Origin of the sequence: Microbacterium sp. Root322 (genome assembly GCF_001425645.1) — a bacterium.
Taxonomy (GTDB): domain Bacteria; phylum Actinomycetota; class Actinomycetes; order Actinomycetales; family Microbacteriaceae; genus Microbacterium; species Microbacterium maritypicum.
Window position 1 is genome coordinate 608049 of sequence record NZ_LMCS01000001.1, and the last position, 24041, is coordinate 632089.

At 67.2% G+C, this 24041-nt stretch carries 28 protein-coding genes; 8 read left to right on the forward strand and 20 right to left on the reverse strand.

What is annotated here, in order from left to right:
* Positions 1–3: 3 nt before the first annotated feature.
* The 4 genes from frr to rpsB form a co-directional block, all read right to left on the reverse strand.
* The gene (frr, locus tag ASC55_RS02900) at positions 4–558 is read right to left on the reverse strand and encodes a ribosome recycling factor (RefSeq protein ID WP_017830710.1); all 555 of its coding nucleotides are present in this window, start codon (positions 556–558) and stop codon (positions 4–6) included.
* A 68-nt stretch (positions 559–626) separates the two neighbouring features.
* On the reverse strand, positions 627–1343 hold the full coding sequence (gene pyrH, locus ASC55_RS02905) for a UMP kinase (protein ID WP_017830711.1): 717 nt from the start codon (positions 1341–1343) through the stop codon (positions 627–629).
* A gap of 94 nt (positions 1344–1437) precedes the next feature.
* The gene (gene tsf / locus ASC55_RS02910) at positions 1438–2265 is read right to left on the reverse strand and encodes a translation elongation factor Ts (protein WP_055868491.1); all 828 of its coding nucleotides are present in this window, start codon (positions 2263–2265) and stop codon (positions 1438–1440) included.
* A gap of 42 nt (positions 2266–2307) precedes the next feature.
* A complete protein-coding gene (gene rpsB, locus ASC55_RS02915) occupies positions 2308–3258 on the reverse strand; it encodes a 30S ribosomal protein S2 (RefSeq protein WP_017830713.1) in 951 nt (316 codons plus the stop codon).
* A gap of 304 nt (positions 3259–3562) precedes the next feature.
* Between rpsB and ASC55_RS02920 the strand changes: the two genes are divergently transcribed.
* Positions 3563–4096, forward strand: a complete 534-nt coding sequence (locus ASC55_RS02920) for a murein hydrolase activator EnvC family protein (RefSeq protein WP_055869165.1) — start codon at positions 3563–3565, stop codon at positions 4094–4096.
* Positions 4097–4121: 25 nt separating this feature from the next.
* On the opposite strand, the gene ASC55_RS02925 is transcribed toward ASC55_RS02920, so the two are convergent.
* The 9 genes from ASC55_RS02925 to ASC55_RS02965 form a co-directional block, all read right to left on the reverse strand.
* A complete protein-coding gene (locus ASC55_RS02925; RefSeq protein ID WP_055872586.1) occupies positions 4122–5024 on the reverse strand; it encodes a tyrosine recombinase XerC in 903 nt (300 codons plus the stop codon).
* 62 nt (positions 5025–5086) lie between these two features.
* Positions 5087–6283, reverse strand: coding sequence for a DNA-processing protein DprA (dprA, locus tag ASC55_RS02930; RefSeq protein ID WP_055872588.1), 1197 nt, complete (start codon positions 6281–6283; stop codon positions 5087–5089).
* Positions 6280–7809, reverse strand: coding sequence for a YifB family Mg chelatase-like AAA ATPase (locus ASC55_RS02935; RefSeq protein WP_055872590.1), 1530 nt, complete (start codon positions 7807–7809; stop codon positions 6280–6282). Before ASC55_RS02935 ends, dprA begins: the two co-directional genes overlap by 4 nt.
* A complete protein-coding gene (locus ASC55_RS02940; protein ID WP_055868506.1) occupies positions 7806–8168 on the reverse strand; it encodes a YraN family protein in 363 nt (120 codons plus the stop codon). Before ASC55_RS02940 ends, ASC55_RS02935 begins: the two co-directional genes overlap by 4 nt.
* Before the next feature lie 128 nt (positions 8169–8296).
* Positions 8297–8623 carry a DUF2469 family protein gene (locus ASC55_RS02945; protein WP_017830719.1) on the reverse strand — a complete coding sequence of 109 codons (327 nt, stop codon included), beginning with the start codon at positions 8621–8623 and terminating at the stop codon, positions 8297–8299.
* A 72-nt stretch (positions 8624–8695) separates the two neighbouring features.
* Positions 8696–9355, reverse strand: coding sequence for a ribonuclease HII (locus ASC55_RS02950; RefSeq protein WP_055872591.1), 660 nt, complete (start codon positions 9353–9355; stop codon positions 8696–8698).
* Entirely contained in the window at positions 9352–10077 is a 726-nt protein-coding gene (lepB, locus tag ASC55_RS02955) for a signal peptidase I (RefSeq protein ID WP_055872593.1), read from the reverse strand. Before lepB ends, ASC55_RS02950 begins: the two co-directional genes overlap by 4 nt.
* 117 nt (positions 10078–10194) lie before the next feature.
* The gene (rplS, locus tag ASC55_RS02960) at positions 10195–10542 is read right to left on the reverse strand and encodes a 50S ribosomal protein L19 (protein ID WP_017830722.1); all 348 of its coding nucleotides are present in this window, start codon (positions 10540–10542) and stop codon (positions 10195–10197) included.
* Between the two features lie 169 nt (positions 10543–10711).
* Positions 10712–11200 carry a hypothetical protein gene (locus tag ASC55_RS02965; protein ID WP_055868516.1) on the reverse strand — a complete coding sequence of 163 codons (489 nt, stop codon included), beginning with the start codon at positions 11198–11200 and terminating at the stop codon, positions 10712–10714.
* A 109-nt stretch (positions 11201–11309) separates the two neighbouring features.
* Here ASC55_RS02965 and map point away from each other — a divergent pair, with 109 nt between their 5' ends.
* Complete coding sequence (map, locus tag ASC55_RS02970) at positions 11310–12092, forward strand: type I methionyl aminopeptidase (protein ID WP_055872595.1); 783 nt, start codon at positions 11310–11312, stop codon at positions 12090–12092.
* Positions 12093–12119: 27 nt separating this feature from the next.
* Here map and ASC55_RS02975 read toward each other — a convergent pair whose 3' ends face one another.
* Positions 12120–12851, reverse strand: coding sequence for a class I SAM-dependent methyltransferase (locus ASC55_RS02975; RefSeq protein WP_055872597.1), 732 nt, complete (start codon positions 12849–12851; stop codon positions 12120–12122).
* Between the two features lie 71 nt (positions 12852–12922).
* On the opposite strand from ASC55_RS02975, the gene ASC55_RS02980 reads away from it, so the two are divergent.
* Entirely contained in the window at positions 12923–13516 is a 594-nt protein-coding gene (locus ASC55_RS02980; RefSeq protein WP_235563075.1) for a histidine phosphatase family protein, read from the forward strand.
* 36 nt (positions 13517–13552) lie between these two features.
* On the opposite strand, the gene trmD is transcribed toward ASC55_RS02980, so the two are convergent.
* From trmD to rpsP, 4 genes are read right to left on the reverse strand one after another with little or no spacing between them, the layout of a single operon-like run.
* Positions 13553–14272 carry a tRNA (guanosine(37)-N1)-methyltransferase TrmD gene (gene trmD, locus ASC55_RS02985; RefSeq protein ID WP_055868531.1) on the reverse strand — a complete coding sequence of 240 codons (720 nt, stop codon included), beginning with the start codon at positions 14270–14272 and terminating at the stop codon, positions 13553–13555.
* A 19-nt stretch (positions 14273–14291) separates the two neighbouring features.
* Positions 14292–14909, reverse strand: coding sequence for a ribosome maturation factor RimM (gene rimM / locus ASC55_RS02990; RefSeq protein WP_051056604.1), 618 nt, complete (start codon positions 14907–14909; stop codon positions 14292–14294).
* Entirely contained in the window at positions 14893–15123 is a 231-nt protein-coding gene (locus tag ASC55_RS02995) for an RNA-binding protein (RefSeq protein ID WP_017830729.1), read from the reverse strand. The genes rimM and ASC55_RS02995 overlap by 17 nt, the downstream gene beginning before the upstream one ends.
* A 6-nt stretch (positions 15124–15129) precedes the next feature.
* Positions 15130–15558, reverse strand: a complete 429-nt coding sequence (gene rpsP / locus ASC55_RS03000) for a 30S ribosomal protein S16 (protein WP_017830730.1) — start codon at positions 15556–15558, stop codon at positions 15130–15132.
* Positions 15559–15768: 210 nt separating this feature from the next.
* On the opposite strand from rpsP, the gene ASC55_RS03005 reads away from it, so the two are divergent.
* Entirely contained in the window at positions 15769–16920 is a 1152-nt protein-coding gene (locus ASC55_RS03005; RefSeq protein WP_055869166.1) for a glutamate--cysteine ligase, read from the forward strand.
* Positions 16921–16932: 12 nt separating this feature from the next.
* Here the strand turns inward: ASC55_RS03005 and ASC55_RS03010 are convergent, their stop codons facing one another.
* Positions 16933–17904: a sugar-binding transcriptional regulator gene (locus ASC55_RS03010; RefSeq protein ID WP_031206185.1), complete on the reverse strand. Its 972-nt coding sequence runs from the start codon at positions 17902–17904 to the stop codon at positions 16933–16935.
* 103 nt (positions 17905–18007) lie between these two features.
* Here ASC55_RS03010 and ASC55_RS03015 point away from each other — a divergent pair, with 103 nt between their 5' ends.
* The 3 genes from ASC55_RS03015 (at position 18008) to glpK (ending at position 22103) form a co-directional block, all read left to right on the forward strand.
* Positions 18008–19717, forward strand: coding sequence for a glycerol-3-phosphate dehydrogenase/oxidase (locus ASC55_RS03015; RefSeq protein ID WP_055872600.1), 1710 nt, complete (start codon positions 18008–18010; stop codon positions 19715–19717).
* A 92-nt stretch (positions 19718–19809) separates the two neighbouring features.
* The gene (locus tag ASC55_RS03020; RefSeq protein WP_017830734.1) at positions 19810–20562 is read left to right on the forward strand and encodes an MIP/aquaporin family protein; all 753 of its coding nucleotides are present in this window, start codon (positions 19810–19812) and stop codon (positions 20560–20562) included.
* 26 nt (positions 20563–20588) lie between these two features.
* On the forward strand, positions 20589–22103 hold the full coding sequence (glpK, locus tag ASC55_RS03025; RefSeq protein WP_055872603.1) for a glycerol kinase GlpK: 1515 nt from the start codon (positions 20589–20591) through the stop codon (positions 22101–22103).
* 6 nt (positions 22104–22109) lie between these two features.
* Here the strand turns inward: glpK and ASC55_RS03030 are convergent, their stop codons facing one another.
* Entirely contained in the window at positions 22110–23042 is a 933-nt protein-coding gene (locus ASC55_RS03030) for a LysR family transcriptional regulator (protein ID WP_055868538.1), read from the reverse strand.
* Positions 23043–23120: 78 nt separating this feature from the next.
* Here ASC55_RS03030 and ASC55_RS03035 point away from each other — a divergent pair, with 78 nt between their 5' ends.
* A complete protein-coding gene (locus ASC55_RS03035; protein ID WP_055872606.1) occupies positions 23121–24035 on the forward strand; it encodes an EamA family transporter in 915 nt (304 codons plus the stop codon).
* Positions 24036–24041 lie beyond the last annotated feature (6 nt).

Below are 24041 nucleotides of genomic sequence, written 5' to 3' on the forward strand. Positions count from 1 at the left end.
TGACTACACCTCGAGGAGTTCTGCCTCTTTGCGCTTCAGCGCGTCATCGATGAGATCGACGTGCTGACGCGTCAGGACGTCGAGCTCCTTCTCGCCGCGCGCGATCTCATCCTCGCCGAGCTCGCTCTTGAGCGCGTCCAGCTCGTCCTTCGCCTTGCGACGGATGCCGCGGACGTGGACCTTCGCGTCCTCGGCCTTGGTCTTGACGAGCTTGACGTACTCCTTGCGACGCTCCGCCGTGAGCTCCGGCATCGTCACGCGAACGAGGTTGCCGTCGTTCGTGGGATTGGCGCCGAGGTTCGGCATGTCGCGGATGGCCTGCTCGATCGCCTTCAGCGCCGACTTGTCGTACGGCGTGATGATGAGCGTGCGTGCCTCCTGGTTCGCCAGTGAAGCGAGCTGCGCGATCGGGGTGGGAGTGCCGTAGTAGTCCACGAGGACCTTCTGGAACATCTGCGGGTTCGCACGACCGGTGCGCACCGTGGAGAAGTCCTCCTTGGCAGCTTCGACCGCCCGGTTCATACGAGTGGTGGTTTCAGCGAGGACGTCCGCGATCACGGTGACTCCTATCGTCGGGGTGTTCTGCAAATTCTATCGGGCGAAGTCGTCTCCGCCGTGTCACACGCTCAGGCGGTGACGAGGGTTCCGATCGGCTCGCCGAGAAGCGCACGGGTCACGTTGCCCGCCGGCTCCATGCCGAACACCCGCATGTCCATGCTGTTGTCCATGCACAGGCTGAACGCCGTGGAGTCGACGACCTTGAGACCGCGCTGCAGGGCGTCGCGATAGGTCACGCGCTCGATGCGCTCCGCGTCGGCGTGCTTGTTCGGGTCGGCGGTGTAGATCGCGTCGACGCCGTTCTTGGCGACGAGCACCTCGTCCGCACCGATCTCGAGCGCGCGCTGCGCGGCGACGGTGTCGGTGGAGAAGTACGGGAGGCCTGCACCGGCACCGAAGATGACGACGCGGCCCTTCTCGAGGTGGCGTTCGGCGCGACGCGGAATGTACGGCTCGGCGACCTGCGTCATCGAGATCGCCGACTGCACGCGGGTGGCGGCTCCGGCCTGCTCCAGGAAGTCCTGCAGCGCGAGGGCGTTCATGACCGTGCCCAGCATGCCCATGTAGTCGGCGCGTCCGCGGTCCATACCGCGCTGGCTCAGCTCGGCTCCGCGGAAGAAGTTGCCCCCACCGACGACGATCGCGACCTCGACGCGGTCGACGGCGGCCGCGATGTCGCGCGCGATCTGGGACACCACATCGGGGCTGACGCCCAGCTGCCCCGCTCCGAATGCCTCTCCGGAGAGCTTGAGAAGGACGCGGCGGCGTCCGGTGCGTTCAGTCATGGGTGGGTGTGTCCTCTCGTCCCGATTCAAGATAGTGCCTTGTGGGCATGAAGAAGGGGTTCGGATCTTCGCGATCCGAACCCCTTCGACGTTGCTACGCGCCGACCTTGAAGCGCGCGAAGTCCGTCACGGTGATACCGGCGTCCTTCGCCACCTGGGCGACAGAGAGCTTGTTGTCCTTGGCGTAGTCCTGCTCGAGCAGGGCGACCTGCTTGATGAACGCAGAGACGCGGCCCTCGACGATCTTCGGGAGAGCCGCTTCCGGCTTGCCCTCGTTGCGAGAGATCTCGGTGACGATCTCGCGCTCCTTCTCGACCGCGTCGGCAGGAACATCCTCACGCGACAGGTAGGACGGGTTGGCGAACGAGATGTGCTGGGCGATGCTGCGCGCAGTCTCCGCGTCGTCACCCGAGTAGGCGACGACGACGCCGATCTGCGGCGGCAGGTCCTTGCTCGTGCGGTGCAGGTAGACCTCGACCTTGTCGCCGGTGATCGTGCGCACCCGGCGCAGCTCGACCTTCTCGCCGATGATCGCAGCCTCTTCCGAGATGACCTGCTCGACGCTCTTGTCGCCAGCGGTCGCGGCGAGGGCAGCGTCGACCGAGTCGGCCTTCACTGCTGCTGCGGCGTCGGCGACCTTGTCGGCCAGCGCGATGAAACGCTCGTTCTTGGCGACGAAGTCGGTCTCGCAAGCGAGCTCGATGAGCGTCACAGCGCCATCCTGCTCACGAGCGACGATCAGTCCCTCGCTGGTCGAGCGGTCAGCGCGCTTCGCGTTGCCCTTCGCACCCTTGAGACGCAGGATCTCGGTGGCCTTCGCGACGTCTCCGTCGGCCTCCTCGAGCGCCTTCTTGGTGTCGACCATTCCGGTGCCGAGCTGCTCACGCAGCGCCTTGAGGTCAGCGATGGTGAAGTTGGCCATGTGTGGTGGCTCCTTGCTTCGTTAGGTGTGTGTACGAGGGGATTACTTGGCGTCAGCAGCTTCGGCGGCGGCGACCTCAGCGGTCTCCTCACCGGAAGCGGCGGCGATCGCCTCGTCGTGAGCCTCAGCACCGGCCTCGTCGGCAGCGGTCTCGTCGGCGGCGGGCGTCTCGACGACGGCAGCAGCGTCATCTGCGGTGACGACCTCGGCGGCGTCAGCGGACTCCTGAACCTCCTGGGCAGGAGTCTCGAGGAGCTCCTTCTCCCAGTCGGCGAGCGGCTCGGCGTCGCCCGTCTCCGGGTTGTGCTTCTGCTGCAGGCCCTCGGCCGCGGCGTCAGCGATGATGCGCGTCAGCAGCGAGACGGAACGGATCGCGTCGTCGTTGCCGGGGATCGGGTACTGGAAGTCGTCCGGGTCGGCGTTCGTGTCGAGGATGCCGATCACCGGGATGCCGAGCTTCTTGGCCTCGTCGATGGCGAGGTGCTCGCGCTTGGCGTCGACGACCCAGATGGCCGACGGCGTCTTCGTGAGGTTGCGGATACCGCCGAGCGACTTGTGCAGCTTGTCGAGCTCGCGCTTCTTGAGGAGCAGCTCCTTCTTCGTGAAGCCGCTGTTCGCCGGGGTCTCGTAGTCGAGCTCCTCGAGCTCCTTCATCCGAGCGAGACGCTTGGAGATCGTCTGGAAGTTGGTGAGGAGTCCACCGAGCCAGCGCTGGTTCACGAAGGGCTGGCCGACACGGGTCGCCTGCTCTGCGAGGATCTCCTGCGCCTGCTTCTTGGTGCCGACGAAGAGGATCGTTCCACCGTGGGCGACGGTCTCCTTGACGAAGTCGTAGGCCTTGTCGATGTACCCCAGCGACTGCTGCAGGTCGATGATGTGGATGCCGCTGCGCTCCGTGAGGATGAAGCGCTTGACCTTCGGGTTCCACCGACGGGTCTGGTGTCCGAAGTGCACGCCGCTGTCGAGCAGCTGGCGAATGGTGACCACAGCCATGGTCGTCTCCTTGTTCTGGCGCGTTCCTGCGCCGTTGAGGTTGCAAGCCGATCGGATGATCGGACTTCCTGGTGCCCGGCTCACGCCCGCCCGCTCGAAGAACAGGACCTGTGGGAATGGATGCCGCGATCTGAATCGCTTTGGGCACGCGTAGTCACCTCGATTTCGAGGTGCTCCCCCAGCATACAGGATTGCGCGTCCACTGACCCTGCACTCACGCTCGCCTGCCTGACTTGTCCAGCAGAGGTGGCCCCGACGTCGCTTCGTACGCGAACGACCGTGCATGAGCGACGAGACTCCTGCCATGCGCGCATCCTCCAGAACCGTCTCCACACTGCTGATGGCGTTCGTCATCGCCGCCTCGTCCCCGTCGGCCGGCGCCGGCGCGACCGAAGCCCCGACGCCGGACGACGCCGACGGGGCCCACTGGAGCTGGCCGTTGGCCGGTCCGCGCCTGGTACTGGAGCCCTATCGCGCCCCCGCGCACGAGTACGGAGCCGGGCATCGCGGAGTCGATCTCGGCGCATCCGTCGGCGCGGTGGTGTCCGCTCCGGCCGACGGGACCGTCGCCTTCCGCGGCACCGTGGTGGATCGCCCGATCCTCACCATCGAACACGCGAATGGACTGGTGACCACATTCGAACCGCTTCGCTCCCCCTTGGTTCCGGGTGACGTCGTGGTCTCCGGCGAGGAGATCGGATTCGTCGACGTGGGCGGACACACCTCACCCGGCGCACTGCACCTCGGTGTTCGACGCAACGGCGACTACGTGAACCCCATGCTCTTCTTCGGCGAGGTCCCTCGCGCCGTGCTTCTCCCGTGTTGCCTCGCACGCTGAGCGAAGGTGCGCGGGAGACGCCGGCTCACGCCCGCGGATGGGCGAGCCGATAGGTCGCAGTCAGCCGCTCGGTGGAGACATGTGTGTAGATCTGCGTCGTTCCGAGGCTGGCGTGTCCGAGGATCTCCTGCACGGCCCGGAGATCGGCTCCACCGTCGAGAAGGTGCGTGGCAGCGGTGTGCCGCAAGGCATGAGGGCCGATCGTCTCCGTGCCGACGATCGGAGCGAGCTCACGTGCGACGAGTTCGTACACGGTGCGCGGTCCCACTCTCGCCCCCCGGCTTCCGAGGATCACTGCGGCGGTGAACGTCCGCGACCTGGCCACGAGAACCGGCCTTCCGCGTGTCAGATACGCGGTGAGCGCGTCCCGCGCGGGCGAGCCGAAAGGAACCACGCGCTCCTTAGCTCCTTTGCCGAGCACGCGCGCGGTGCCGCGATCGAGATCGAGGTCGTCGATGTCCAATCCGCACAGTTCCGAGACGCGGATACCGGAGCCGTACAGCAGCTCGAGGATCGCGTGGTCCCGCAGCGCGAGCGCGTCCCCCTCCTCGGCCGCGGCGCGGAGTGTGTCGAGGAGCGCGGACATCGCGTCTCGTGAGGCGACCGTCGGGAGCGTCCTCCCTTTCTTCGGCGCGACCAGACGCAGGCTCGGGTCATGGGCGATGAGGGCGCGCTCCTGCGCCCAGCTGAAGAACGATCGGGCCGTGGCCGCCCGCCGCGCCAGCGTCGATCGCGCATCACCCCGCTGCGTCGCACGCCAGAGCCAATCCCGCAGAACCTCCAAATCGACGGCTTCGAGCGGGACACCCCCTGCCGATGCGTCGAGGTCGCGCAGGTCGGATCGATAGGCCTTCACGGTCGCGGGAGACAGCCGACGCACCCGCTCCAGGTGATCGGCGAACTCGTCTACCGCGGTCGCGAGATCCATGACTCCAGCTTGCACCGCTCCCCAGATGACTCAGGCAGCCTCGCCGTCGAGATGCCCGGCAATCAGCGCGATGGGGACGCGGGCGCTCGATACCACCCCCCGCCGTCGAGTGCGACGTCCCCCTCCAGGTGCAGGAGGCCGAGCACCGCCCGGACGCGATCCGGCGACAAACCAGAGCGACGGGCCACCTCATCTATCGGCAGTCGCGACCTGGTTCCCAGGGCGTCGAGAACACGGGTATGGCTCGACTCCCGGACGTGCGCTCCCTGCTCGTATCCGTCGTCGAGCGAGCCGAGCAGTTCTCTCACCTCCCGGGCTGAGGTGACGCATTGCGCGTCATACTCGCGCAGGAGACGATGACATCCGGCCGAAGAAGCCGAGGTCACAGGCCCGGGGACAGCGCCCAGAGGGCGACCGAGAGCAGCCGCGTGACCGGCGGTGTTCAATGATCCGCTGCGCCACCCTGCCTCGACGACGACCGTCGCGTGCCCGAGCGCCGCAATCAGACGGTTCCTCGCAAGAAACCGCCACTTCGTGGGCGCCGCGCCGCAGGGCGGCTCGCTCACGAGCGCCCCCTCCTCCGCTATTCGTCTCAGGAGCGACTGATGTCCGGCCGGGTAGGCACGATCCACTCCCCCAGCGAGAAACGCTATGGTCGCACCCTGTACGCCGAGAGCCGCTCGATGCGCCGCACCATCGATCCCGTAGGCACCGCCCGAGACGATCACCGCCCCGGTAGCAGCGAGATCACCGGCCAGTTCTGTCGCGACGTGTTCGCCGTAGCCGCTGGACGCTCGCGCCCCGACGATCGACACGCGAGGTTCGCGGGTGAGCAGTTCGGTACGACCTCGCACCCAGAGCGCGCTCGGAGCGTGGGGACCGAGGTCTTCCAGAGCAGCCGGCCACGCCACGTCACCGGGGATCACGAGCTTTGCGTCGACGTCGGCGGCGCTGCGCAGAGCAGCGCCCACCGCAAGGGGGTCTGCGCGCGTGCGCCATCGAGCGCGTCCCTCGCGGAGTGCGCGCGACGCGGCGGCGCTCGCACCGCCCGGTGCGAGCAGCGATGAGGAATCTCCGACGGCCAGCGCGAGGGCTTCCACCGCTCCCGCCGACTGGATCAGTGCACCGGCCACCGCGTCACCAGGCTCAGCGATCACCGTCCACACGGCGCGCGCGATGCACTCCTCCGGGTTCCCCCCCGGATGGATGCGAAGCGCGAGATCGCTGATCTCGGACTCGGCCAGCAGCAGGTCGATCATCGCGGCAGCCCCCGTCGAAGGTGCAGTGCGCGTCCGATCTCGTCGATGCCCGGCCGCTCGATCTCCGCCAGATCCGCCATCGTCCAGGCGACGCGCAGAACCCGGTCGTAGCCACGGAGCGTGAGAGCCCCGCGCTCCAGCGCGCGATCGAGGGGAGAGCGCGTCACCGCAGGCAGCCGGTGCGGTCCCTGTCGCAACCACGTGCCCGGAACATCGCCGTTACGACGCCAGCGGGTTCCGTTCCATCGGGAGGCTGCCCGCGCCCGAGCGGCAGCGACACGATCACGCGCCTGCGCCGTGGAGAGATCGCCTCTCTTGCCCGCCATCGCTCGCGATGCGGCGACACGGTTCACCTGCAGATCGATGTCGATGCGATCACGGAGCGGTCCGGACAACCGAGTGGAGTAACGCCTGATCGACATGGGAGGGCAGACGCACTCGGCACCGCGAACACCATGATTCCCACACGGGCAGGGGTTCATCGCGAGGAGCAACTGGAAACGGGCGGGGAAAGTGGCGGTGAATCCTGCTCGATGCACCTCGATCACCCCCGACTCGAGCGGCTGTCTCAGCGCATCGAGCGCGACGCGCGAGAACTCGGCAGCTTCATCGAGGAACAGCACGCCGCGGTGCGCCCGCGCGATCGCTCCCGGTCTCGCGGTGCGAGAGCCGCCGCCGACGAGAGCGGCGACCGACGCGCTGTGATGCGGCGCTTCGAGCGGCGGAAGCGGATCGAGAGCTACGACCGCCTCTCCGCTGAGCGAGCGCACGGACGCGACCTCGAGGGCTTCCTGTTCCTCGAGCGCGGGCAGTATCCCCGGGAGCCTGCGGGCGAGCATCGTCTTCCCCGCTCCCGGGGGGCCGCTCAGAAGCATGTGATGACCACCGGCTGCTGCGACCACGAGTGCGTCCACAGCGTCGTCCTGACCCACGACATCGGCCAGGTCGAGGCTGTCGCCCCGACTGTGCGCGGCCGATGCGATTTCGACGGCCTCCACATCGGGCGCCTCGACATCGGCGCCATGCCAGACCGCCACCTCGGCGAGAGAGGCTGCCGCGCGAATCTCGACGCCGGGAACCAGCCGCGCCTCGGCTTCGTTGCCCCGAGGCACGATCACCGTCTCGAATCCGGCTCGCGCCGCGGCGAAAACTGCGGGAAGCACGCCGGGAACGGGACGGATCCTGCCGTCGAGGCCGAGCTCGCCGATGTGGACGGTCGCGGCGATCGAACGCGCCTCGATGGATCCGCCGGCGGCGAGACAGGCCATGGCTATCCCCAGATCGAATCCGGCCCCGTGCTTGGGAAGGCTCGCCGGTGAGAGGTTCACCGTGAGTCGTCGCCGTGGCAGGTCCAATCCGGCGTTCTTGCAGGCGTTGTGCACGCGTTGGACGGCCTCGCCCAGCGACTTGTCCGGCAGCCCGATGATGCGGAACTCGGGAGTCTGATTCGACATGTCGGCCTCGACCTCGACCAGATGCCCGTCGACTCCGGTGAGAGCGACCGCCCAGGTGCGCGCGGTGGTCATGCGATGTCCACGAGATGCTCGAGCGCGCCGGAGGACGGATCCGGTCCGATGATGCCTATGGCTTCGAGTCGCACACGTCGACCGCGGGCGGCTTCCGGATTCTCCGCGACCCATGCCTGCGCGAGTTGCCACAGCCGACGTCGCTTACGGGCGTCGATCGCCTCGAACGGGTGGCCGTAGGCGGTCGTCCGTCGCGTCTTGACCTCGACCACAGCGAGATGACCGTCGCGCGCGGCGACGATGTCGATCTCTCCCTGCGCGCACCGCCAGTTCCGCGCGAGCACGGTGTACCCGTTGCCCGTCAGATGCTGTGCGGCGCGCTCTTCGCCTGCTCTTCCGAGTTCATCCTTCGCTGCCATGTGCCCAGCATCACGCGGGGTGCGTTCCGAAAGGAGCGATTCGATGCCGCTTCCGCGGCATCTGGGGAGAAGTCAGCTCTCCGAGATCGTGTGGAGGGCGTGCGAAGGCGGCGGGCGGAGAGGAACCGTCACTCGCCGTCGAGGGAGAGCTCCTGCGGGAGCTCGAACTCCCGGCGCTGCAGTTCCTCGACATTGACGTCCTTGAACGTCAGCACGCGCACAGCCTTGACGAAGCGATCGGCACGGTAGATGTCCCACACCCAGACGTCGGTCATCGAGATCTCGAAGTAGAAGTCATGCTCGGTGTCCCGACGGACGACATTGACTTCGTTGGCCAGGTAGAACCGGCGTTCGGTCTCCACGACGTACTGGAACTGCGACACCACATCCCGGTACTCCCGGAACAGTGCCAGCTCGAGCTCGCGGTCGTAGTCGTCGAAGGCTTCCTCATCCATGATGTCTCCATCCTAGAGTCGCAGGCACCTCGGCGCGTCATCGACCGCTCGGGCACGGACAGTGCGATCCGCTCAGAACAGGGTGGGCACGTCCGCGATCGCCCAGGATGCCCTGTGGTGCGGGGAGAGCCCGACAGTCCGGATCGCGTCGCGATGCGCTGTGCTGGCGTAGCCCTTGTTGCGATCCCACTGATACGCGGGATGCGTCTCGTGGAGCTCGGTCATGTATGTGTCCCGCGCGACCTTCGCGATCACGGATGCCGCCGAGACCGATGCGCAGTCCCGGTCGGCCTTGACCACCGGACGCACCCGGAGCGGGGCGGGATGCACCTTCGACAGATAGTCGTGATTGCCGTCGAGCAGGACGAGAGCACCGTCGAGCGCCGCGCCCTGATCGGCGACGGCCTGAACCGCCCGCGACGCGGCCAGACCGAGCGCCCGCATGATGCCGACCTCATCGATCTCCGCCGCGCTCGCCCACCCGACAGCGGACGCCTGCACCCACGCCGCCGCGCGCGCAGCGACCTCGGGCCTGCGCAGCTCCGTCACGAGCTTGGAATCCCGCAGCCCCTCGGGCACTCGACGGCGAGCACCAGCGGCATCCATCACTGCAGCTCCCACGGCGACCGGTCCAGCGAGTGAACCCCGACCGACCTCGTCCAGAGAGATGATCAGCTCGCACTCGCCGAGGAGCCGGCGCTCGAGAGTCAGCTTCGGCGCGACGACGGTCATTCCGGAGCCGGAACGCCGTTGAAGATCTCGTGATGACCGTCGATCGACCCCAGCCGGTCCAACGGCCAGGTCGTGAGGAACGCCTTGCCCACGATGTTCCCCATCGGGACGAAGCCGCCGCTGGGGAGGTCCTGGTGCGCGCGGGCGTCGCGCGAACGGTCGCGATTGTCCCCGAGCAGCCACACCGAGTCCTCGGGCACCACGACGTCGAAGGGCTCGTTCGAGGCAGCAGTGTCGCCGGGCGGGAGGTTGAGGTAGCTGAGCTCATCGATGGGCGCGCCGTTGATGGTGATCTGACCGAGCGCGTTGCAGCAGACGACATGATCGCCGGGCAGACCGATCACGCGTTTGACGAGATGGTCCTGCGAGTCGGTGGCGGAGATGCCCACGAAATTCAGCACCCAGTCGACAGCTTCGACCAGCGGCGGCTGCGCAGGGGTCTGCGGCTGCCCGTCGAGCCACCCGCCCGGGTCCTTGAAGACGACGACGTCGCCCCTCTCGTAATCCGTCCAGCGGGGCGTGAGCTCGTCGACCAGGATGCGGTCGTTGATCAGCAGCGTGCGTTCCATCGACGCGGAGGGGATGTAGAACGAACGGACGACGAAACTCTTGACGACGAAGGAGACCAGCGCGGCGATCACGACGATCACCAGGACGTCACGAAGGAAGACCAGGAACCCGCGACGTCTTCTGGACGTGGGCGCGGACGGGGATTCAGTCATCAGGTTCCTTCACGATCAAGCACCGTCGTGCGGCGACGGTATCTAGGTTCGCACACCGCAGGGAGAACAAAGCACCCCGGGACATCGTGTCCCGGGGTGCCGTGGAGATGCTGCGACTCAGCGGTCGCGCTTCTCCTTGATCTTCGCCTTCTTGCCGCGCAGCTGGCGGAGGTAGTAGAGCTTCGCGCGACGCACGTCACCGCGGGTGACGACCTCGATGTGGTCGATCACCGGGGAGTGCACCGGGAAGGTACGCTCGACGCCGACCTGGAAGCTGATCTTGCGGACCGTGAAGGTCTCGCGCACGCTGTCGCCCTGACGGCCGATGACGACGCCCTGGAAGACCTGGATACGAGAGCGGCTGCCCTCGGTGATGTTGACGTGCACCTTGACGGTGTCGCCGGGGAAGAAGTCCGGGATGTCCGAACGGAGGGAAGCCGCATCGACGGCGTCGAGGATCTGCATGATCGTCTCTCTCTGCACCCGCCACAGGTCGCATGCATGTATTCAAAGGAACAAGAAAAGGATTGAACTGTACGGCGCTCAAGCGTCCGCGGGCTCCCCTGTGGCAGAACCGGTCACAGCACAAACACTCATTCTGCCATGGATGCGACGCCCGGCCAAAACGCCGACGTCAGTCGCGACTATCGGTCTCCCGCACCACGATGACCTCGTGGGCACGCGTGGGCGGTGCCGGCTCATCCACCGTCGGAATCGTCGACCAGGTGATGGTCTCTCGCAGACGCGCTCCGCTCCCCTTCGCCTCGTTCCACAGCTGCCACAGCTGCAACCAGATCAGGGCGATACCGGCGACGATGGCACCCGTGAGCAACCATGGGAACGCCCCGTCGATGAAGAACCCGACGGCGATCGTCAACCCGTTCCAGACCGTGAATCCCGCGACGTCCCACCAGGAGACCGCCCGTTCGATGCGGACCGAGGGACGCGAGCGCGTCAGGAGGGTGAGCAGAAGCTGGCCGAGGAAGACCGAGGGCATCGCGATCAGCAGCACCCAGAGGATCGACCATCCTCCCTGGAAGACGCCCCACCCGATGAGAAGCCACAGCGGCAGCAGGAACGCCGCCGGAAGAAGCCAGCGGAAGAAGGCCTGTCGCAACCACATGCTCAGATCGTACGACGCCGTCCGTTCCCATGTCCGGGTGTTCGCTGACAGCGGTCGGGGATCCCGAGGCGTGGGATCAGGGAGAATGGAAAGGACGAGAGGACAACCGATGATCGAACTGCGCACCCCTGCCGAGATCGATGAGATGCGCGCAGCAGGACGCTTCGTCGCCGAGACGCTGGCGACGCTGCGCGATGAGACGAAGGTCGGGACGAATCTCCTCTCGATCGATCGCCGCGCACACGACATGATCCGCAAGGCAGGAGCGGAGTCCTGCTACATCGACTACCACCCCTCCTTCGGGGCGAGTCCGTTCGGCAAGGTCATCTGCACCTCGGTCAACGACGCGGTGCTGCACGGGCTCCCCCATGACTACACTCTGCGCGACGGCGACCTCGTCACCCTCGACTTCGCGGTCGCGGTCGACGGCTGGGTCGCCGACTCCGCGGTGTCGTTCGTCGTCGGATCAGCGCGCGAAGAGGACCTCCGGCTCATCGACACCACCGAGCGTGCACTGGCCGCGGCGATCGACTCCGCCACGGTCGGCAACCGCATCGGCGACATCTCCGCAGCCGTCGCCGCTGTCGCGCACGGTGAGGGGTACTCGATCAACACCGACTTCGGGGGACACGGCGTCGGACGCACGATGCACGGAGACCCCCACGTCCCCAACGACGGCCGCGCCGGCCGAGGCTTCCCATTGCGGTCCGGTCTGGTTCTCGCGCTCGAGCCCTGGTTCCTCGCGACGACCGATGAACTCGTCACCGACCCCGATGGATGGACGCTGCGCAGCGTTGACGGCTCCCGCGGAGCGCACTCGGAGCACACCATCGCGATCACGGACGAGGGGCCGATCATCCTGACGGATCGGTCGTTCCTCGGCGTCGACTGAGCTGCGCCACTCCCCTATCCGCAGAACTCAGGCGCGACGGTAGACGTAGATCTCGGTGATGTGCGGAAGGTCGAACAGGTCTCGCTCACGGGTCTGCTCCGAGTCGTCGAGCACGGTCTCCATGTCGCCCAGCATGCGGGTGCGCGTCGATTCATCGGCGATGAGAACACTGCTGACGGTCGTCCATCGGCGAAGGTAAAGCTCTCGGGAGATGGGCTCCGTCCAGCGGAGCTGGGTTCGAAGAACGAGCTCGAATCCGGGAAGCTCCTCGTCCGCACTGTCGGTCGAGGCGTCGGCGGCGGCGGGATGCGCGATGTGATGGCAGTCCCGGTCCCAGGCGCACTCCGGATCCGCGCGGTTCCACAGCAGCCCGAGTGTTCCTCCGGGGACCAGCACGCGTGAGATCTCGGCACACGCCGGGCCCCGGTCGAACCAATGGAAGGCCTGGGCGACGGTGACCACCTGAACGGACGCATCCACCAGAGGGATGCGCTCGGCGGTGCCGACCAACGCCTCCACGCCGGGGAGGGTGGACCTCAGAACGTCGAGCATGCGCTCCGACGGTTCAACGGCGCAGGTGCGTCGTGCGCGAGCGACGAGCAGTCGGGTGAACTTGCCCGTACCTGCGCCCAGATCCAACGCCGCATCCACGGCGGCCGGCACGATCACCGTTGCCGCCGCATAGGGAAAGCCGGGACGGTATCGGTCGTAATCGTCGCCGATGCTCTCGAACGACCGGGCGAGCGCCTGTTCAGGCATGGCTCGACGCTATCAGCGGCGCGTTGCGACACCGCGAGACCGGAAGGGGCGCGGTATGCCATCCTGAGTCCATGATTCCGCAGGATCGTCATGTGCCGGAGCGTCTGCTGCTCGCTCGGCACGGTCAGACGGTGTGGAACGTCGAACATCGCCTGCAGGGTCAGCTCGACTCGCCCCTCACCGACGAGGGCGTCGCACAGTCGCATGCCATCGCGGACCTCCTCGCGGGCCGCGGGGTCCTCACCGTGTGCTCCAGCCCTCTCGGCAGGGCGATGCAGACCGCTATCATCATCGCCGAGCGGGTCGGAGCGCAGCTGATCGAAGTCCCCGAGCTCGCGGAGCTGGACCACGGGGAGCTGGCGGGCATGACCTGGGACGAGATAGAGGCGGCGTACCCGACGGCGAGAGAAGAGCGGGCCGCGAATCGCTACGGCTGGGCGTTTCCCGGCGGGGAGAGCTATGCGCAGGCCAGGGCACGGGCGCGAAAGGCACTCAGTGCCTGCGGGTGGGCTTCGGAGGGTGCGCCGCTGCTCGTGAGCCACGAGATGATCGGACGGATGCTGCGGGCGGAACTGCGGGGCCTCGACGCATCGAACGCCCTCGGACTCCGGCATCCGCACGGCGTGGTCTTCGAGATCGACGGCGGCTCGGAGCGGATGCTCTGACGCCTTCCGGGTGACGGAATCGGCTCTCGGCTTCGATCAGACAGGGGACGTCTCGTCACCGGGCAGGAGATCGGGACGACGCCGCTTCGTGCGCTCGATCTGCTGCTCGCGACGCCAGGAGGCGATCGCGCCATGGTTCCCGCTCAGGAGCACATCCGGCACGGAACGCTCTCGCCACGATGCGGGCTTCGTGTACGAGGGGTACTCCAGAAGACCGTCTTCGTGCGACTCCTCGACCAGGCTCTCCGGGTTGCCGACGACCCCGGGGATGAGCCGGCCGATGGCCTCGATCATCGCCATCGTCGCGACCTCTCCCCCGTTGAGGACGTAGTCGCCGAGGCTGATCAGTCGCACCTCGCCCAGGTCCGAGGCGTACTCGAACACCCGCTCGTCGATGCCCTCGTAACGGCCACAACCGAAGACGAGGTGCTCCCGGGTCGCCAACGCTCGCGCGGTCTTCTGCGTGAACACCTCACCAGCGGGCGACGGGAAGATGATGGTGGGTCGCTCGGTGGGCGCTCCCTCGGACGACCCGGCGATCTCATCGAGGGCGAGACCCCACGGCTCGGGCTTCATCACCATGCCGGCGCCGCCGCCGTAGGGGGTGTCGTCGACCGTGCGGTGCCGATCCGAGGTCCAGTCCCGAAGATCCCGGACACGGAGGTCGATCAGGCCGGATTCCTGGGCCTTCCCGAGCAGGGAGAGCGTCAGGCCGTCGAAGTAGGACGGGAAGATGGAGAGGACGTCGATGCGCACGGGGGAACCGTATCAGCGCTCACTCGGCCGCTTCGGCGTCCGAGGGCGTCTGCGGCTCCGCGTCCGCAGCATCAGGAAGCTCTTCGAAGAGTCCGGGGGGCGGGGTCACGATGACGCGCCCTGCCTGGACGTCGACCGTCGGGACGATGGCGGAGACGAACGGCACCATGACCTCGTTCTCCCCGGCCTTGACGATGAGGAGGTCCTGCGCGGGAAAGTGCTCCACGCGTACGACCCGGCCGACGACGGTGTCGTCGCGCACGACATCGAGGCCGACGAGCTGGTGGTCGAACCACGCATCGTCCTCGACCTCGTCGACGTCCTGGTCGATCCAGAGGATCGCCCTGACGAGGCTGTCTGCGGCGTCGCGATCCTCGACGTCGTCGAAGAAGACGACGGGATTGCCGTTCATGACCCGGTACTCGCGCACCGTGATCTCCTTGCCGTGCCACGGAGATGCCTCTGGCACCTGCAACGTGAAACCGGCACCGGGGACGAATCGTCCCTCGGGGTTGTCGGTGTACAGCTCGAGCTTGAGCCCGCCTTTGAGTCCGTGCGCCTTGACGAGGCGCCCGACACGCAGCTGGTTCTTGCCCTGGTTGCGGTCCTTCGCCACCACGTCAGTCGTCCGCGACATCGACACGGACCCGACGCCCGTCAGCGAGTGCGCTGACGAGGGTGCGAAGGGCCTTCGCGGTGCGGCCGCCGCGCCCGATCACGCGTCCACGGTCATCGGGGTGCACACGCACCTCGAGGAGGTCGCCTCGCGGCGATGTGGACTCGTTGATACGGACATCCTCCGGGTGATCGACGATCCCCTTGACGATGTGTTCGAGCGCGGCGGCGAGCACGACGGATTACTCTGCGTCGGCGGCGGGAGCCGCGTCGGCCTCGGCAGCGGCGGGAGCCTCCTCAGCGGGGGCCTCCACCTTCTTCTCGGCCTTGGGCTTCACGACGGACTTCTTGGCGGCGTCGATCTCGAACGGAACCTTGGGCTCCTTGACCTTGAGCGTGGACTTGGCGTCCTTGTCGCCCTTGAACTTGCCCCAGTCGCCCGTGATCTTGAGGATGGCGGCGACCTGCTCGGTCGGCTGCGCGCCGACGGAGAGCCAGTACTGCGCACGCTCGGAGTCGACCTCGATGAACGAGGGCTCCTCGGTGGGGTGGTACTTGCCGATCTCCTCGATCACGCGACCATCGCGCTTGGTCTTCGAGTCGGCGACGACGATGCGGTAGTACGGCGCACGGATCTTGCCCAGGCGCTTGAGACGAATCTTGACAGCCACGATTCTCCTGAATTGTGTGGAAGGAAACGAACTGATCGCCTGGAGAGTGGGGTGCACACCCGGCGGAAGCTCAAATGAGTGTGGACACCTGCTGGATAGAGGGTCGAGCAGGTCGTCCGACCCTCTATTCTGCCAGAAGCGCGCGCCAGGCGCGAAACGTGGCGAAACGACCGTTGCCGTGTCGCGCCTCGCCCGTGCCAGACTGTGCGGGTGAAGCTCGAGTTCGCCTCCTCGGCCCGGTCCACCGTCGGCCTCGAATGGGAGATCATGCTCGCGGATCCCGCGACCGGTGATCTCGTCGGACGTGCGCCCGAACTGCTCGCAGCGCTCGAAGCCGAGAGCGCCGATGAGCGCCACACGGTCACGGGCGAACTGCTCACGAACACGATCGAGGTCACGAGCGGCATCGGCGACTCGGTCGCCCATGCGGTCGACGACATCGCGAACGCCATCACCGCGGTGCGTGCGGCGACCGACCCGGCAGGAGTCGAGCTGCTCTCGGCGGGAAGCCACCCATTCGCGCAGTGGTTCGACCAGCAGGTCACCGACAAGTCGCGATACCACACCCTGATAGAGCGCACCCAGTGGTGGGGGCGGAACATGATGATCTGGGGAATCCACGTCCACATCGGCGTCGAGGACCAGCGCAAGGTGTTCCCCATCATCAACGCTCTCGCCGGGTTCCTCCCCCATCTGCAATCGCTCGCCGCCTCGAGCCCGTTCTGGGCGGGCGAGCGCACCGGCTACGCCTCCAACCGCGCGCTGGTGTTCCAGCAGCTGCCGACCGCGGGACTCCCGTGGCCCCTGCACGACTGGTCGCAGTACGAGTCATACCTCGACGACATGGTGCGCACCGGCGTGATGGCGGATGCCACCGAGGTGCGCTGGGACATCCGCCCGGCACCTCGCTGGGGGACGATCGAGGTCCGCGCGTGTGACGGACTCTCCACGCTGCCGGAGCTCGCCTCGGTCGCGGCGCTCGTGCAGGTCCTCGTCGAGGACTTCTCACGCCAGCTCGACGAGGGCAAGACCCTTCCGGAGCTTCCCGCCTGGTTCCATCGCGAGAACAAGTGGCGCGCGGCGCGCTACGGGCTGGAGGCGAGGGTGATCGTCGATGCGGCCGGCACCCAGCGCCCTGTGCGCGAGCATCTCGCGGAGACACTCGAAGCCCTCACCCCGACCGCCGTCGAGCTCGGTTGCGGTCGGGAGTTCGGCGGCATCGCCACGATCCTCGACGGCGGGGCGAGCTATGCGCGTCAGCTGGCGGTCGCGGATGCGGCTGGTGGCGAACTCTCGGCGGTGGTACAGCATCTGATCCGCGAGTTCCGCTCAGGACCCGAATCCTCCACGGAGGAGCCGTAGCCGGTGCAGTGATCAGTCCTCGACGAGGCGCCTGGCGAGACCCTCATCCAGGACCACGTCCGTGATGAGTCCCGCGGCCAGGGCCGCGCGAAGACTGACCAACTTCGGTATCCCGGACACGACGCACACGCGACGCGGAACTCGGCGGAGACGGTCCAGACCGGGCCCCGTGGCCCTCGCGTTGACCCGGATGTCCCGCCACGACCCGTCGGAGCGGAAGAACACCGTCGCGACGTCGCCGATCGCGTGATCCTCCCGCAGGCTGCGGTAGTCGTCGCGCCCGAGATATCCGCCGACATAGACCCGGCTCGGTACTTCGGCGGCGGGAGAGCCGAGGCTGAACACCGCGACGTCCATCTTCGCCTGCAGGTCGAGAACACGGCGTGTGCTCCGCTCCCGCCACATCGCCTCACGCGTGGCGGGGTCGTCGAAGAATGCCGGAACCGGGAACTGCTGCACCTGCGCGCCGAAGGCGCTGCCGAACCGCTGCAGGATGTCGCTGGAGTACTCGACTCCCGTCGTCTGGGTATTGCCGGCGCCGTTGAGCTGCACGAAGGTGGTGTTGTGGGTCTCCTTCTGCGTGAGTCCGCGGCTCACAGCGCTGATGGTCGATCCCCATGCGACGCCGATGACCATGTTCGAGTCGACGAACTGCGACAGCAGACGTCCGGCGGTCAGCGCGACGCGCTCGAGCCGCTCGACCTCGCTGAGGATCTCCGGCATCGGGACGACGTGAGCGGCGACGCGATGCCGATCGCGGATCCTGTGCTCGAGCATGCCCAGACGCTCCAGGGGTGAATTGATCCGGATATCCACCAGACCGCTCTCCCGCGCGAAGCTCAGAAGACGCGAGACCGAGGACCGCGAGGTGCCGAGCTCCTTCGCGATGACCTCCATCGTCTTGTCCTGCATGTAGTAGAGCTGCGCGGCGGTGAGCGCCGCGATCAGCTTGCTGTCGCGGGATTCCGCACTTGCACCGACCATGACATCCTCCTCCACCCCGATCCTTGCACATATGTGCAGTGGGCTTGCGCGGGATGCCACACAGGTCGATGCTGGTTGGCAAGTAAGGAAGAGAGGGTCGACGATGATCGATTCGACACACTCGTCAGCGGAGCGCGCAGAGATCCGCGCCGTCCGTGAATCCGGACGCACCAGCGTCCTCGTCATCGGTGGTGGGATCAACGGCATCTCCACCTTCCGCGACCTGGCACTCCAGGGCGTCGATGTCGTGCTGGTCGAGCGGGGGGACTTCGCCTCCGGGGCATCCGCCGCGTCGAGCCACATGATCCACGGTGGCATCCGCTACCTCGAGAACGGTGAGTTCCGCCTGGTGCGCGAGTCGGTCGAGGAGCGCAACGGGCTTCTCAAGATCGCCCCGCACTACGTCAAGCCGCTGCAGACGACGATCCCGATCTACTCGACCTTCTCGGGCATCCTCTCCGCTCCCCTGCGGTTCCTGACGCACAAGAGCGGCAAGCCCCAGGAGCGCGGGGCCTTCCTGATCAAGGTGGGCCTGACCATCTACGACACCTTCTCGCGTGACGGCGGGATGGTTCCCCGGCATCGCTTCCTCGGCCGCAAGAAGTCTCTCGCCGAGCTGCCGTCGCTCGACCCGAAGATCAAGTACACGGCGACCTACTACGACGCCTCGATGCACGACCCGGAGCGGCTCGCCCTCGACGTCCTGCAGGACGGGCGCACGGCGCACCCCGGAGCGCATGCCCTCAACTACGTCGAGGCCATCGCCCGTGACGGCGACAAGGTCGTGCTCCGCGACCGCGAGAGCGGCACGGAGTTCAGCGTGCAGGCCGACGTGGTCGTGAACGCCTCCGGCCCCTGGACCGACCTGACCAACGATGCGCTGGGCACCGACACGCGCTTCATGGGCGGCACCAAGGGGTCGCACATCGTCCTCGATCACCCCGAGCTGCTCGAGGCGACGCAGGGACGCGAGATCTTCTTCGAGCACTCCGACGGGCGCATCGTGCTCATCTACCCGCTCAAGGGGCGCGTCCTGGTCGGCACCACCGACATCGACGCCGACCCTCGCGAGGTCCCCGTGTGCACCGAGGAGGAGGTCGACTACTTCTTCGACCTGATCCATCACGTGTTCCCGACGATTCCCGTGGCCCGTGACCAGATCGTCTACAAGTTCTCCGGCATCCGCCCGCTCCCGCGCCACGAGGACACCGCTCCCGGCTTCGTCTCCCGTGACTACCGCATCGAGGTCGACGACAAGGGCGCTGTCCCTCTCGTCAGCCTGGTCGGCGGCAAGTGGACCACGTTCCGCGCCCTCGGTGAGTCGCTGTCCGACGTCGTGCTCGGTCTCATCGAGCGCACCAGGACCGTCTCCACCGCTGGACGGGCCATCGGCGGCGGTCGCGAATTCCCGCGCACCGAGAAGGCCAAGCGTATCTGGATCCAGGAGAACCTGCCCGGAGCCGGGGCTCGCGCCGATCAGCTTCTCGCCCGCTACGGTACCCGCGCCGCTCAGGTCTGGGAGTATGTCGAGCAGGGCACGGACGCACCGCTCGCCGGCGGCGACCTCTCTACGCGCGAACTCGAGTGGATGGCGCAGAACGAGATGGTGGCACGCCTGGAAGACGTCGTGCTCCGTCGCACCAGCATCGCCTTCACCGGCGGCGCGAACGCAGAGGTCCTCGACGAGATCGCCGACGCCCTCGCGCCGATGCTCGGTTGGGATCGCTCGCGCCACGACGCCGAGCTCGATCAGACACGCCAGTTGCTGAACGAACGACACGGACTCGATATCCCGTCCCGCACCCGCGGCTGACGGGGTCTCGGACTGCCGCCCTCCTCGCGGCGCAACTCCCATAACGTGTCGGGGCAGAGGGGCCCCGACACACAAGAAAGGTCAAAGAAGACATGGCTGATGTGAATCTCGGTCTCTACTTCCTCTCCGAGTTGGTCGGCACAGCGATGCTGGTCCTGCTCGGATGTGGTGTCGTCGCCAACGTCGCCCTCGCCAAGAACAAGGGTTTCGGCGGCGGCTTCCTGATGGTCAACTGGGGATGGGGCCTCGCGGTCTTCGCCGGTGTGCTCGTCTCCGCGTACTCCGGTGCGATCCTCAACCCGGCCGTCGGTATCGGCCTTCTGCTGGCTGGCAAGATCAGCTTCGTCATGTTCCTCACGGCCACGGCCGCGGAGCTCGTCGGAGCGATCCTCGGTGCGATCGTCGTATGGCTCGCGTACAAGCAGCACTTCGATGAGGAGCCGGAGGCCGCCAACAAGCTCGGCGTCTTCTCCACCGGCCCCGCGATCCGTTCCTACGGCTGGAACCTCGTCACCGAGATCATCGGCACCTTCGTTCTCGTTTTCGTGATCTTCGCGTTCGCCGACTACGGCGACATCGAGGTCGGCACGCCCGGAGGCCTCGGACCGCTCACCGCGCTTCCCGTCGCGCTCCTCGTGGTCGCGATCGGCGCCTCCCTCGGTGGTCCGACCGGCTACGCGATCAACCCCGCTCGTGACCTCGGTCCGCGCATCGCTCACGCGATCCTCCCGATCAAGGGCAAGGGCTCCAGCGACTGGTCCTACTCGTGGGTGCCGGTGGTCGGTCCGTTCATCGGTGGTGCACTCGCCGCCGCCGCAGCGCCCGTCCTGCTGCACCTCGCCTGAACGACCTGAATTCAAAGGAGAACACAATGGCTGACTACATCCTCGCCATCGACCAGGGAACGACTTCGAGCCGCGCGATCATCTTCGACAAGAAGGGCAGCATCATCGCGACGGGTCAGAAGGAGCACGAGCAGATCCTGCCGAAGGCCGGCTGGGTCGAGCACGACGCCTCCGAGATCTGGCGCAACGTCCAGGAGGTCATCGGTCTGGCCCTCAGCCGGGCCGACCTCACCCGTCACGACATCGCGGCGGTGGGCATCACCAACCAGCGCGAGACCGCGGTGGTGTGGGACAAGACCACGGGAAAGCCCGCCTACAACGCGATCGTGTGGCAGGACACGCGCACGCAGGACATCGTCGACCGTCTGGCTGCGGACGGTGGAGTCGAGCGGTTCAAGCCCGTCGTCGGACTGCCGCTCGCGACGTACTTCTCTGGTACCAAGATCGCCTGGATCCTGGAGAACGTCGACGGCGCACGCGAGAAGGCCGAAGCCGGTGACCTGATCTTCGGCACCACCGACAGCTGGGTGCTGTGGAACCTCACCGGCGGTGTCGACGGCGGTGTGCACGTGACCGACGTCACCAACGCCTCGCGGACGATGTTCATGGACCTTGAGACGCTCGAGTGGCGCGACGACATCCTCGATGCGTTCGGCGTGCCGCGCTCGATGATGCCGGAGATCCGCTCCTCCTCAGAGGTCTACGGTGCCGCGGAGGACTCCTCCCTGCTGCGCGAGACCCCGATCGCCGGCATCCTGGGTGACCAGCAGGCGGCGACGTTCGGTCAGGCGGCGTTCCAGAAGGGCGAGAGCAAGAACACCTACGGCACCGGCTGCTTCCTGATCTTCAACACGGGCGAGGAGATCGTCCACTCGAAGAACGGGCTGCTCACGACCGTCGGCTACAAGCTCGGCGACCAGCCGACGCACTACGCGCTCGAGGGCTCCATCGCGGTCACCGGATCCCTGATCCAGTGGCTGCGCGACCAGCTCGGCATCATCTCGTCGGCCCCCGAGGTCGAGGAGCTGGCCGAGAAGGTCGAGGACAACGGCGGCGTGTACATCGTGCCCGCATTCTCGGGTCTGTTCGCTCCGTACTGGCGTCCGGACGCCCGCGGCGCGATCGTCGGTCTCACCCGCTACGCGAACAAGAACCACATCGCTCGCGCAGCGCTCGAGGCCGTCGCCTTCCAGACTCGTGATGTGCTGGACGCCGTGAACGCGGACGCCGGCGTGGACCTCACCGAGCTCAAGGTCGACGGCGGCATGGTCGCGAACGACGCGCTCATGCAGTTCCAGGCGGATGTCCTCGGTGTTCCGGTCGTTCGGCCGGTCGTCGCCGAGACCACGGCACTCGGTGCGGCCTACGCCGCGGGACTCGCGGTCGGGTTCTGGAACGGTCTGGACGACCTCTCTGCCAACTGGCAGGAGGACAAGCGCTGGGAGCCGTCGATGGAGGAAGCCGAACGCGACCGTCAGCTTCGTCTGTGGCGCAAGGCGATCACGAAGTCGATGGACTGGGTCGACGACGACGTGAAGTAGTCGTCTTCAGTGCGAGGCGGGTTCGGAGTTCATCTCCGGACCCGCCTCGTCGTATGCGGGGGCATCCACGAGGGCATCCACGACCGCGACGAATGCTCGAGCGACCTGACGCGCTGCCGCAGCGTCCCAAGCGAGGTACTCCACGCGCACCGGGCCGCCGTGCACCTGGGCTGTGACCACGTGCGCCGCAGAGCGGGCCACGGTCCCCGGTGCGAGAAGGGTCACTGCCAGGCCCGCCTCGACCAGACCGAGGATGAGGGTCGCTGAATCGGCCTCGAACGCGACGTCACGGCTCAGCCCCGCCGCGAGGAAGGCGCCATCGCTCTGCGCACGGCCGGAGGTGCCGGCCGGGAAGTCGGCGAAGGTCATCCCGGCCAGGTCCGAGAGTTCCACAGCACTCGAGCCGCCCCGTGGATGCCCCGGCGGGAACACCACGACGAGGCGTTCACGAGAGAGCACGCGTGAGGCGACACCTTTCGGCGGCACCCCTTCACGCAAACCGAGCAGGGCCACGTCGAGTTCGCCGCTGCGGAGCTTCGTCGTGAGGGTGTCGCTGTTGCCGACCTGCAGTTCCACTCGCACCCGAGGATGCGCCGCACGGTACGTGACGAGCAGCGCAGGCACATCGACGGCGGTCACCGTCGGGATCACACCGATCCGGAGCGTGCCCTCCACGACGCCGTCGGCGGCGGCAGCGTCCTCCTTCGCCTCCTCCGCGGCACGAAGCGCGATGCGCGCGTGGGCGACGAACGCCGCCCCTGCTTCACTCAGGCGGACGCTCCGGCTGGATCGGACGAACAATCGACGACCGAGTTCTCGCTCCAGCGATGCGATCTGGTGACTCAACGCCGATTGCGTGACGAAGCACCGCTCGGCCGCTCGGGTGAAGCTCAGAGTGTCGGCGACTTCCACGACATAGCGAAGCTGCTGGAGTTCCATGCTTCCATGATGTGGGTTCATCGATGACGTGACAACCATGCGTTGGACTCATCGACTTGGCGGACGCAGGCTGGAATCATGAACCGCCTGACACTGGTGTTGTCGACCGCCCTCGCCCCCATCGCCTGGGGAACCACCTACCTGGTCACCACAGATCTGCTTCCCGCCGGCCATCCGCTGTTCGCGGGGCTCCTCCGTTCACTCCCCGCGGGGCTGCTCGCCGTCCTCATCAGTCGTCGACTCCCCCACGGCTCCTGGTGGTGGAAGTCTCTCGCACTCGGAGCGCTCAACATCGGCGCCTTCTTCCCGCTGCTCTTCCTCGCCGCCGAGCGACTCCCGGGAGGCGTCGCCGCCGCCGTCGCCGGTGCACAGCCGCTCATCGTCCTGGCACTCGGAGCTCTGGTACTGCACGAACGGATCCGACCGCTCACCGCTGCCGCAGCGGCCGTCGGCGCGGGAGGAGTGGCTCTGGTGGTCCTGGGGCCCGCCGCCGAGCTCGACCTCTGGGGAATCCTGGCTGCCCTCGGGGGCGTCACGGCGACGGGTGTCGGGATGATCCTGACCAAGCGCTGGGGCCGTCCCATCGGGGTGGGCCCCGTGTCCTACGCCGGTTGGCAGCTCAGCGCGGGCGGCCTGTTGCTGCTGCCGCTCACGCTGATCGTCGAGGGCGTGCCGGCGACGATCGACGGCGGTGCAGCCCTCGGATACCTGTGGCTGGCCACCGCCGGGGGGATCGTCGCCTACACGCTGTGGTTCCGCGGTGTGCAGCAGCTGCCGGTGATCGCCCCGGGCCTTCTGGCCCTGCTCTCCCCCATCGTTGCGACGGTCCTGGGCGTGCTGATCTCCGGCGAGCGGTTCACGCCGCTGCAGGCCACCGGGTTCGTGCTCACCCTCGGCGCTCTGGTGTTGGGACAACTCGTCTCCCGGCCGAAGCCGCCGCAGGGGCGAAACACGCAGGTGACGGCGGCACCGTCTCTCACAGCGCCGCGCTGAAAGAGC

Excerpts from the sequence above, each read along its gene's own strand:
- pyrH (WP_017830711.1), bottom strand. The coding sequence starts at position 1,343 with ATGACTGAACGCACCGGACGCCGCCGCGTCCTTCTCAAGCTCTCCGGA.
- tsf (WP_055868491.1), bottom strand. The coding sequence starts at position 2,265 with ATGGCCAACTTCACCATCGCTGACCTCAAGGCGCTGCGTGAGCAGCTC.
- rpsB (WP_017830713.1), bottom strand. The coding sequence starts at position 3,258 with ATGGCTGTGGTCACCATTCGCCAGCTGCTCGACAGCGGCGTGCACTTC.
- ASC55_RS02920 (WP_055869165.1), top strand. The coding sequence starts at position 3,563 with ATGCGCGCATCCTCCAGAACCGTCTCCACACTGCTGATGGCGTTCGTC.
- ASC55_RS02925 (WP_055872586.1), bottom strand. The coding sequence starts at position 5,024 with ATGGATCTCGCGACCGCGGTAGACGAGTTCGCCGATCACCTGGAGCGG.
- dprA (WP_055872588.1), bottom strand. The coding sequence starts at position 6,283 with ATGATCGACCTGCTGCTGGCCGAGTCCGAGATCAGCGATCTCGCGCTT.
- ASC55_RS02935 (WP_055872590.1), bottom strand. The coding sequence starts at position 7,809 with ATGACCACCGCGCGCACCTGGGCGGTCGCTCTCACCGGAGTCGACGGG.
- ASC55_RS02940 (WP_055868506.1), bottom strand. The coding sequence starts at position 8,168 with ATGGCAGCGAAGGATGAACTCGGAAGAGCAGGCGAAGAGCGCGCCGCA.
- ASC55_RS02945 (WP_017830719.1), bottom strand. The coding sequence starts at position 8,623 with ATGGATGAGGAAGCCTTCGACGACTACGACCGCGAGCTCGAGCTGGCA.
- ASC55_RS02950 (WP_055872591.1), bottom strand. The coding sequence starts at position 9,355 with ATGACCGTCGTCGCGCCGAAGCTGACTCTCGAGCGCCGGCTCCTCGGC.
- lepB (WP_055872593.1), bottom strand. The coding sequence starts at position 10,077 with ATGACTGAATCCCCGTCCGCGCCCACGTCCAGAAGACGTCGCGGGTTC.
- rplS (WP_017830722.1), bottom strand. The coding sequence starts at position 10,542 with ATGCAGATCCTCGACGCCGTCGATGCGGCTTCCCTCCGTTCGGACATC.
- ASC55_RS02965 (WP_055868516.1), bottom strand. The coding sequence starts at position 11,200 with ATGTGGTTGCGACAGGCCTTCTTCCGCTGGCTTCTTCCGGCGGCGTTC.
- map (WP_055872595.1), top strand. The coding sequence starts at position 11,310 with ATGATCGAACTGCGCACCCCTGCCGAGATCGATGAGATGCGCGCAGCA.
- ASC55_RS02975 (WP_055872597.1), bottom strand. The coding sequence starts at position 12,851 with ATGCCTGAACAGGCGCTCGCCCGGTCGTTCGAGAGCATCGGCGACGAT.
- ASC55_RS02980 (WP_235563075.1), top strand. The coding sequence starts at position 12,923 with ATGATTCCGCAGGATCGTCATGTGCCGGAGCGTCTGCTGCTCGCTCGG.
- rimM (WP_051056604.1), bottom strand. The coding sequence starts at position 14,909 with ATGTCGCGGACGACTGACGTGGTGGCGAAGGACCGCAACCAGGGCAAG.
- ASC55_RS03010 (WP_031206185.1), bottom strand. The coding sequence starts at position 17,904 with ATGGTCGGTGCAAGTGCGGAATCCCGCGACAGCAAGCTGATCGCGGCG.
- ASC55_RS03015 (WP_055872600.1), top strand. The coding sequence starts at position 18,008 with ATGATCGATTCGACACACTCGTCAGCGGAGCGCGCAGAGATCCGCGCC.
- ASC55_RS03020 (WP_017830734.1), top strand. The coding sequence starts at position 19,810 with ATGGCTGATGTGAATCTCGGTCTCTACTTCCTCTCCGAGTTGGTCGGC.
- glpK (WP_055872603.1), top strand. The coding sequence starts at position 20,589 with ATGGCTGACTACATCCTCGCCATCGACCAGGGAACGACTTCGAGCCGC.
- ASC55_RS03030 (WP_055868538.1), bottom strand. The coding sequence starts at position 23,042 with ATGGAACTCCAGCAGCTTCGCTATGTCGTGGAAGTCGCCGACACTCTG.
- ASC55_RS03035 (WP_055872606.1), top strand. The coding sequence starts at position 23,121 with ATGAACCGCCTGACACTGGTGTTGTCGACCGCCCTCGCCCCCATCGCC.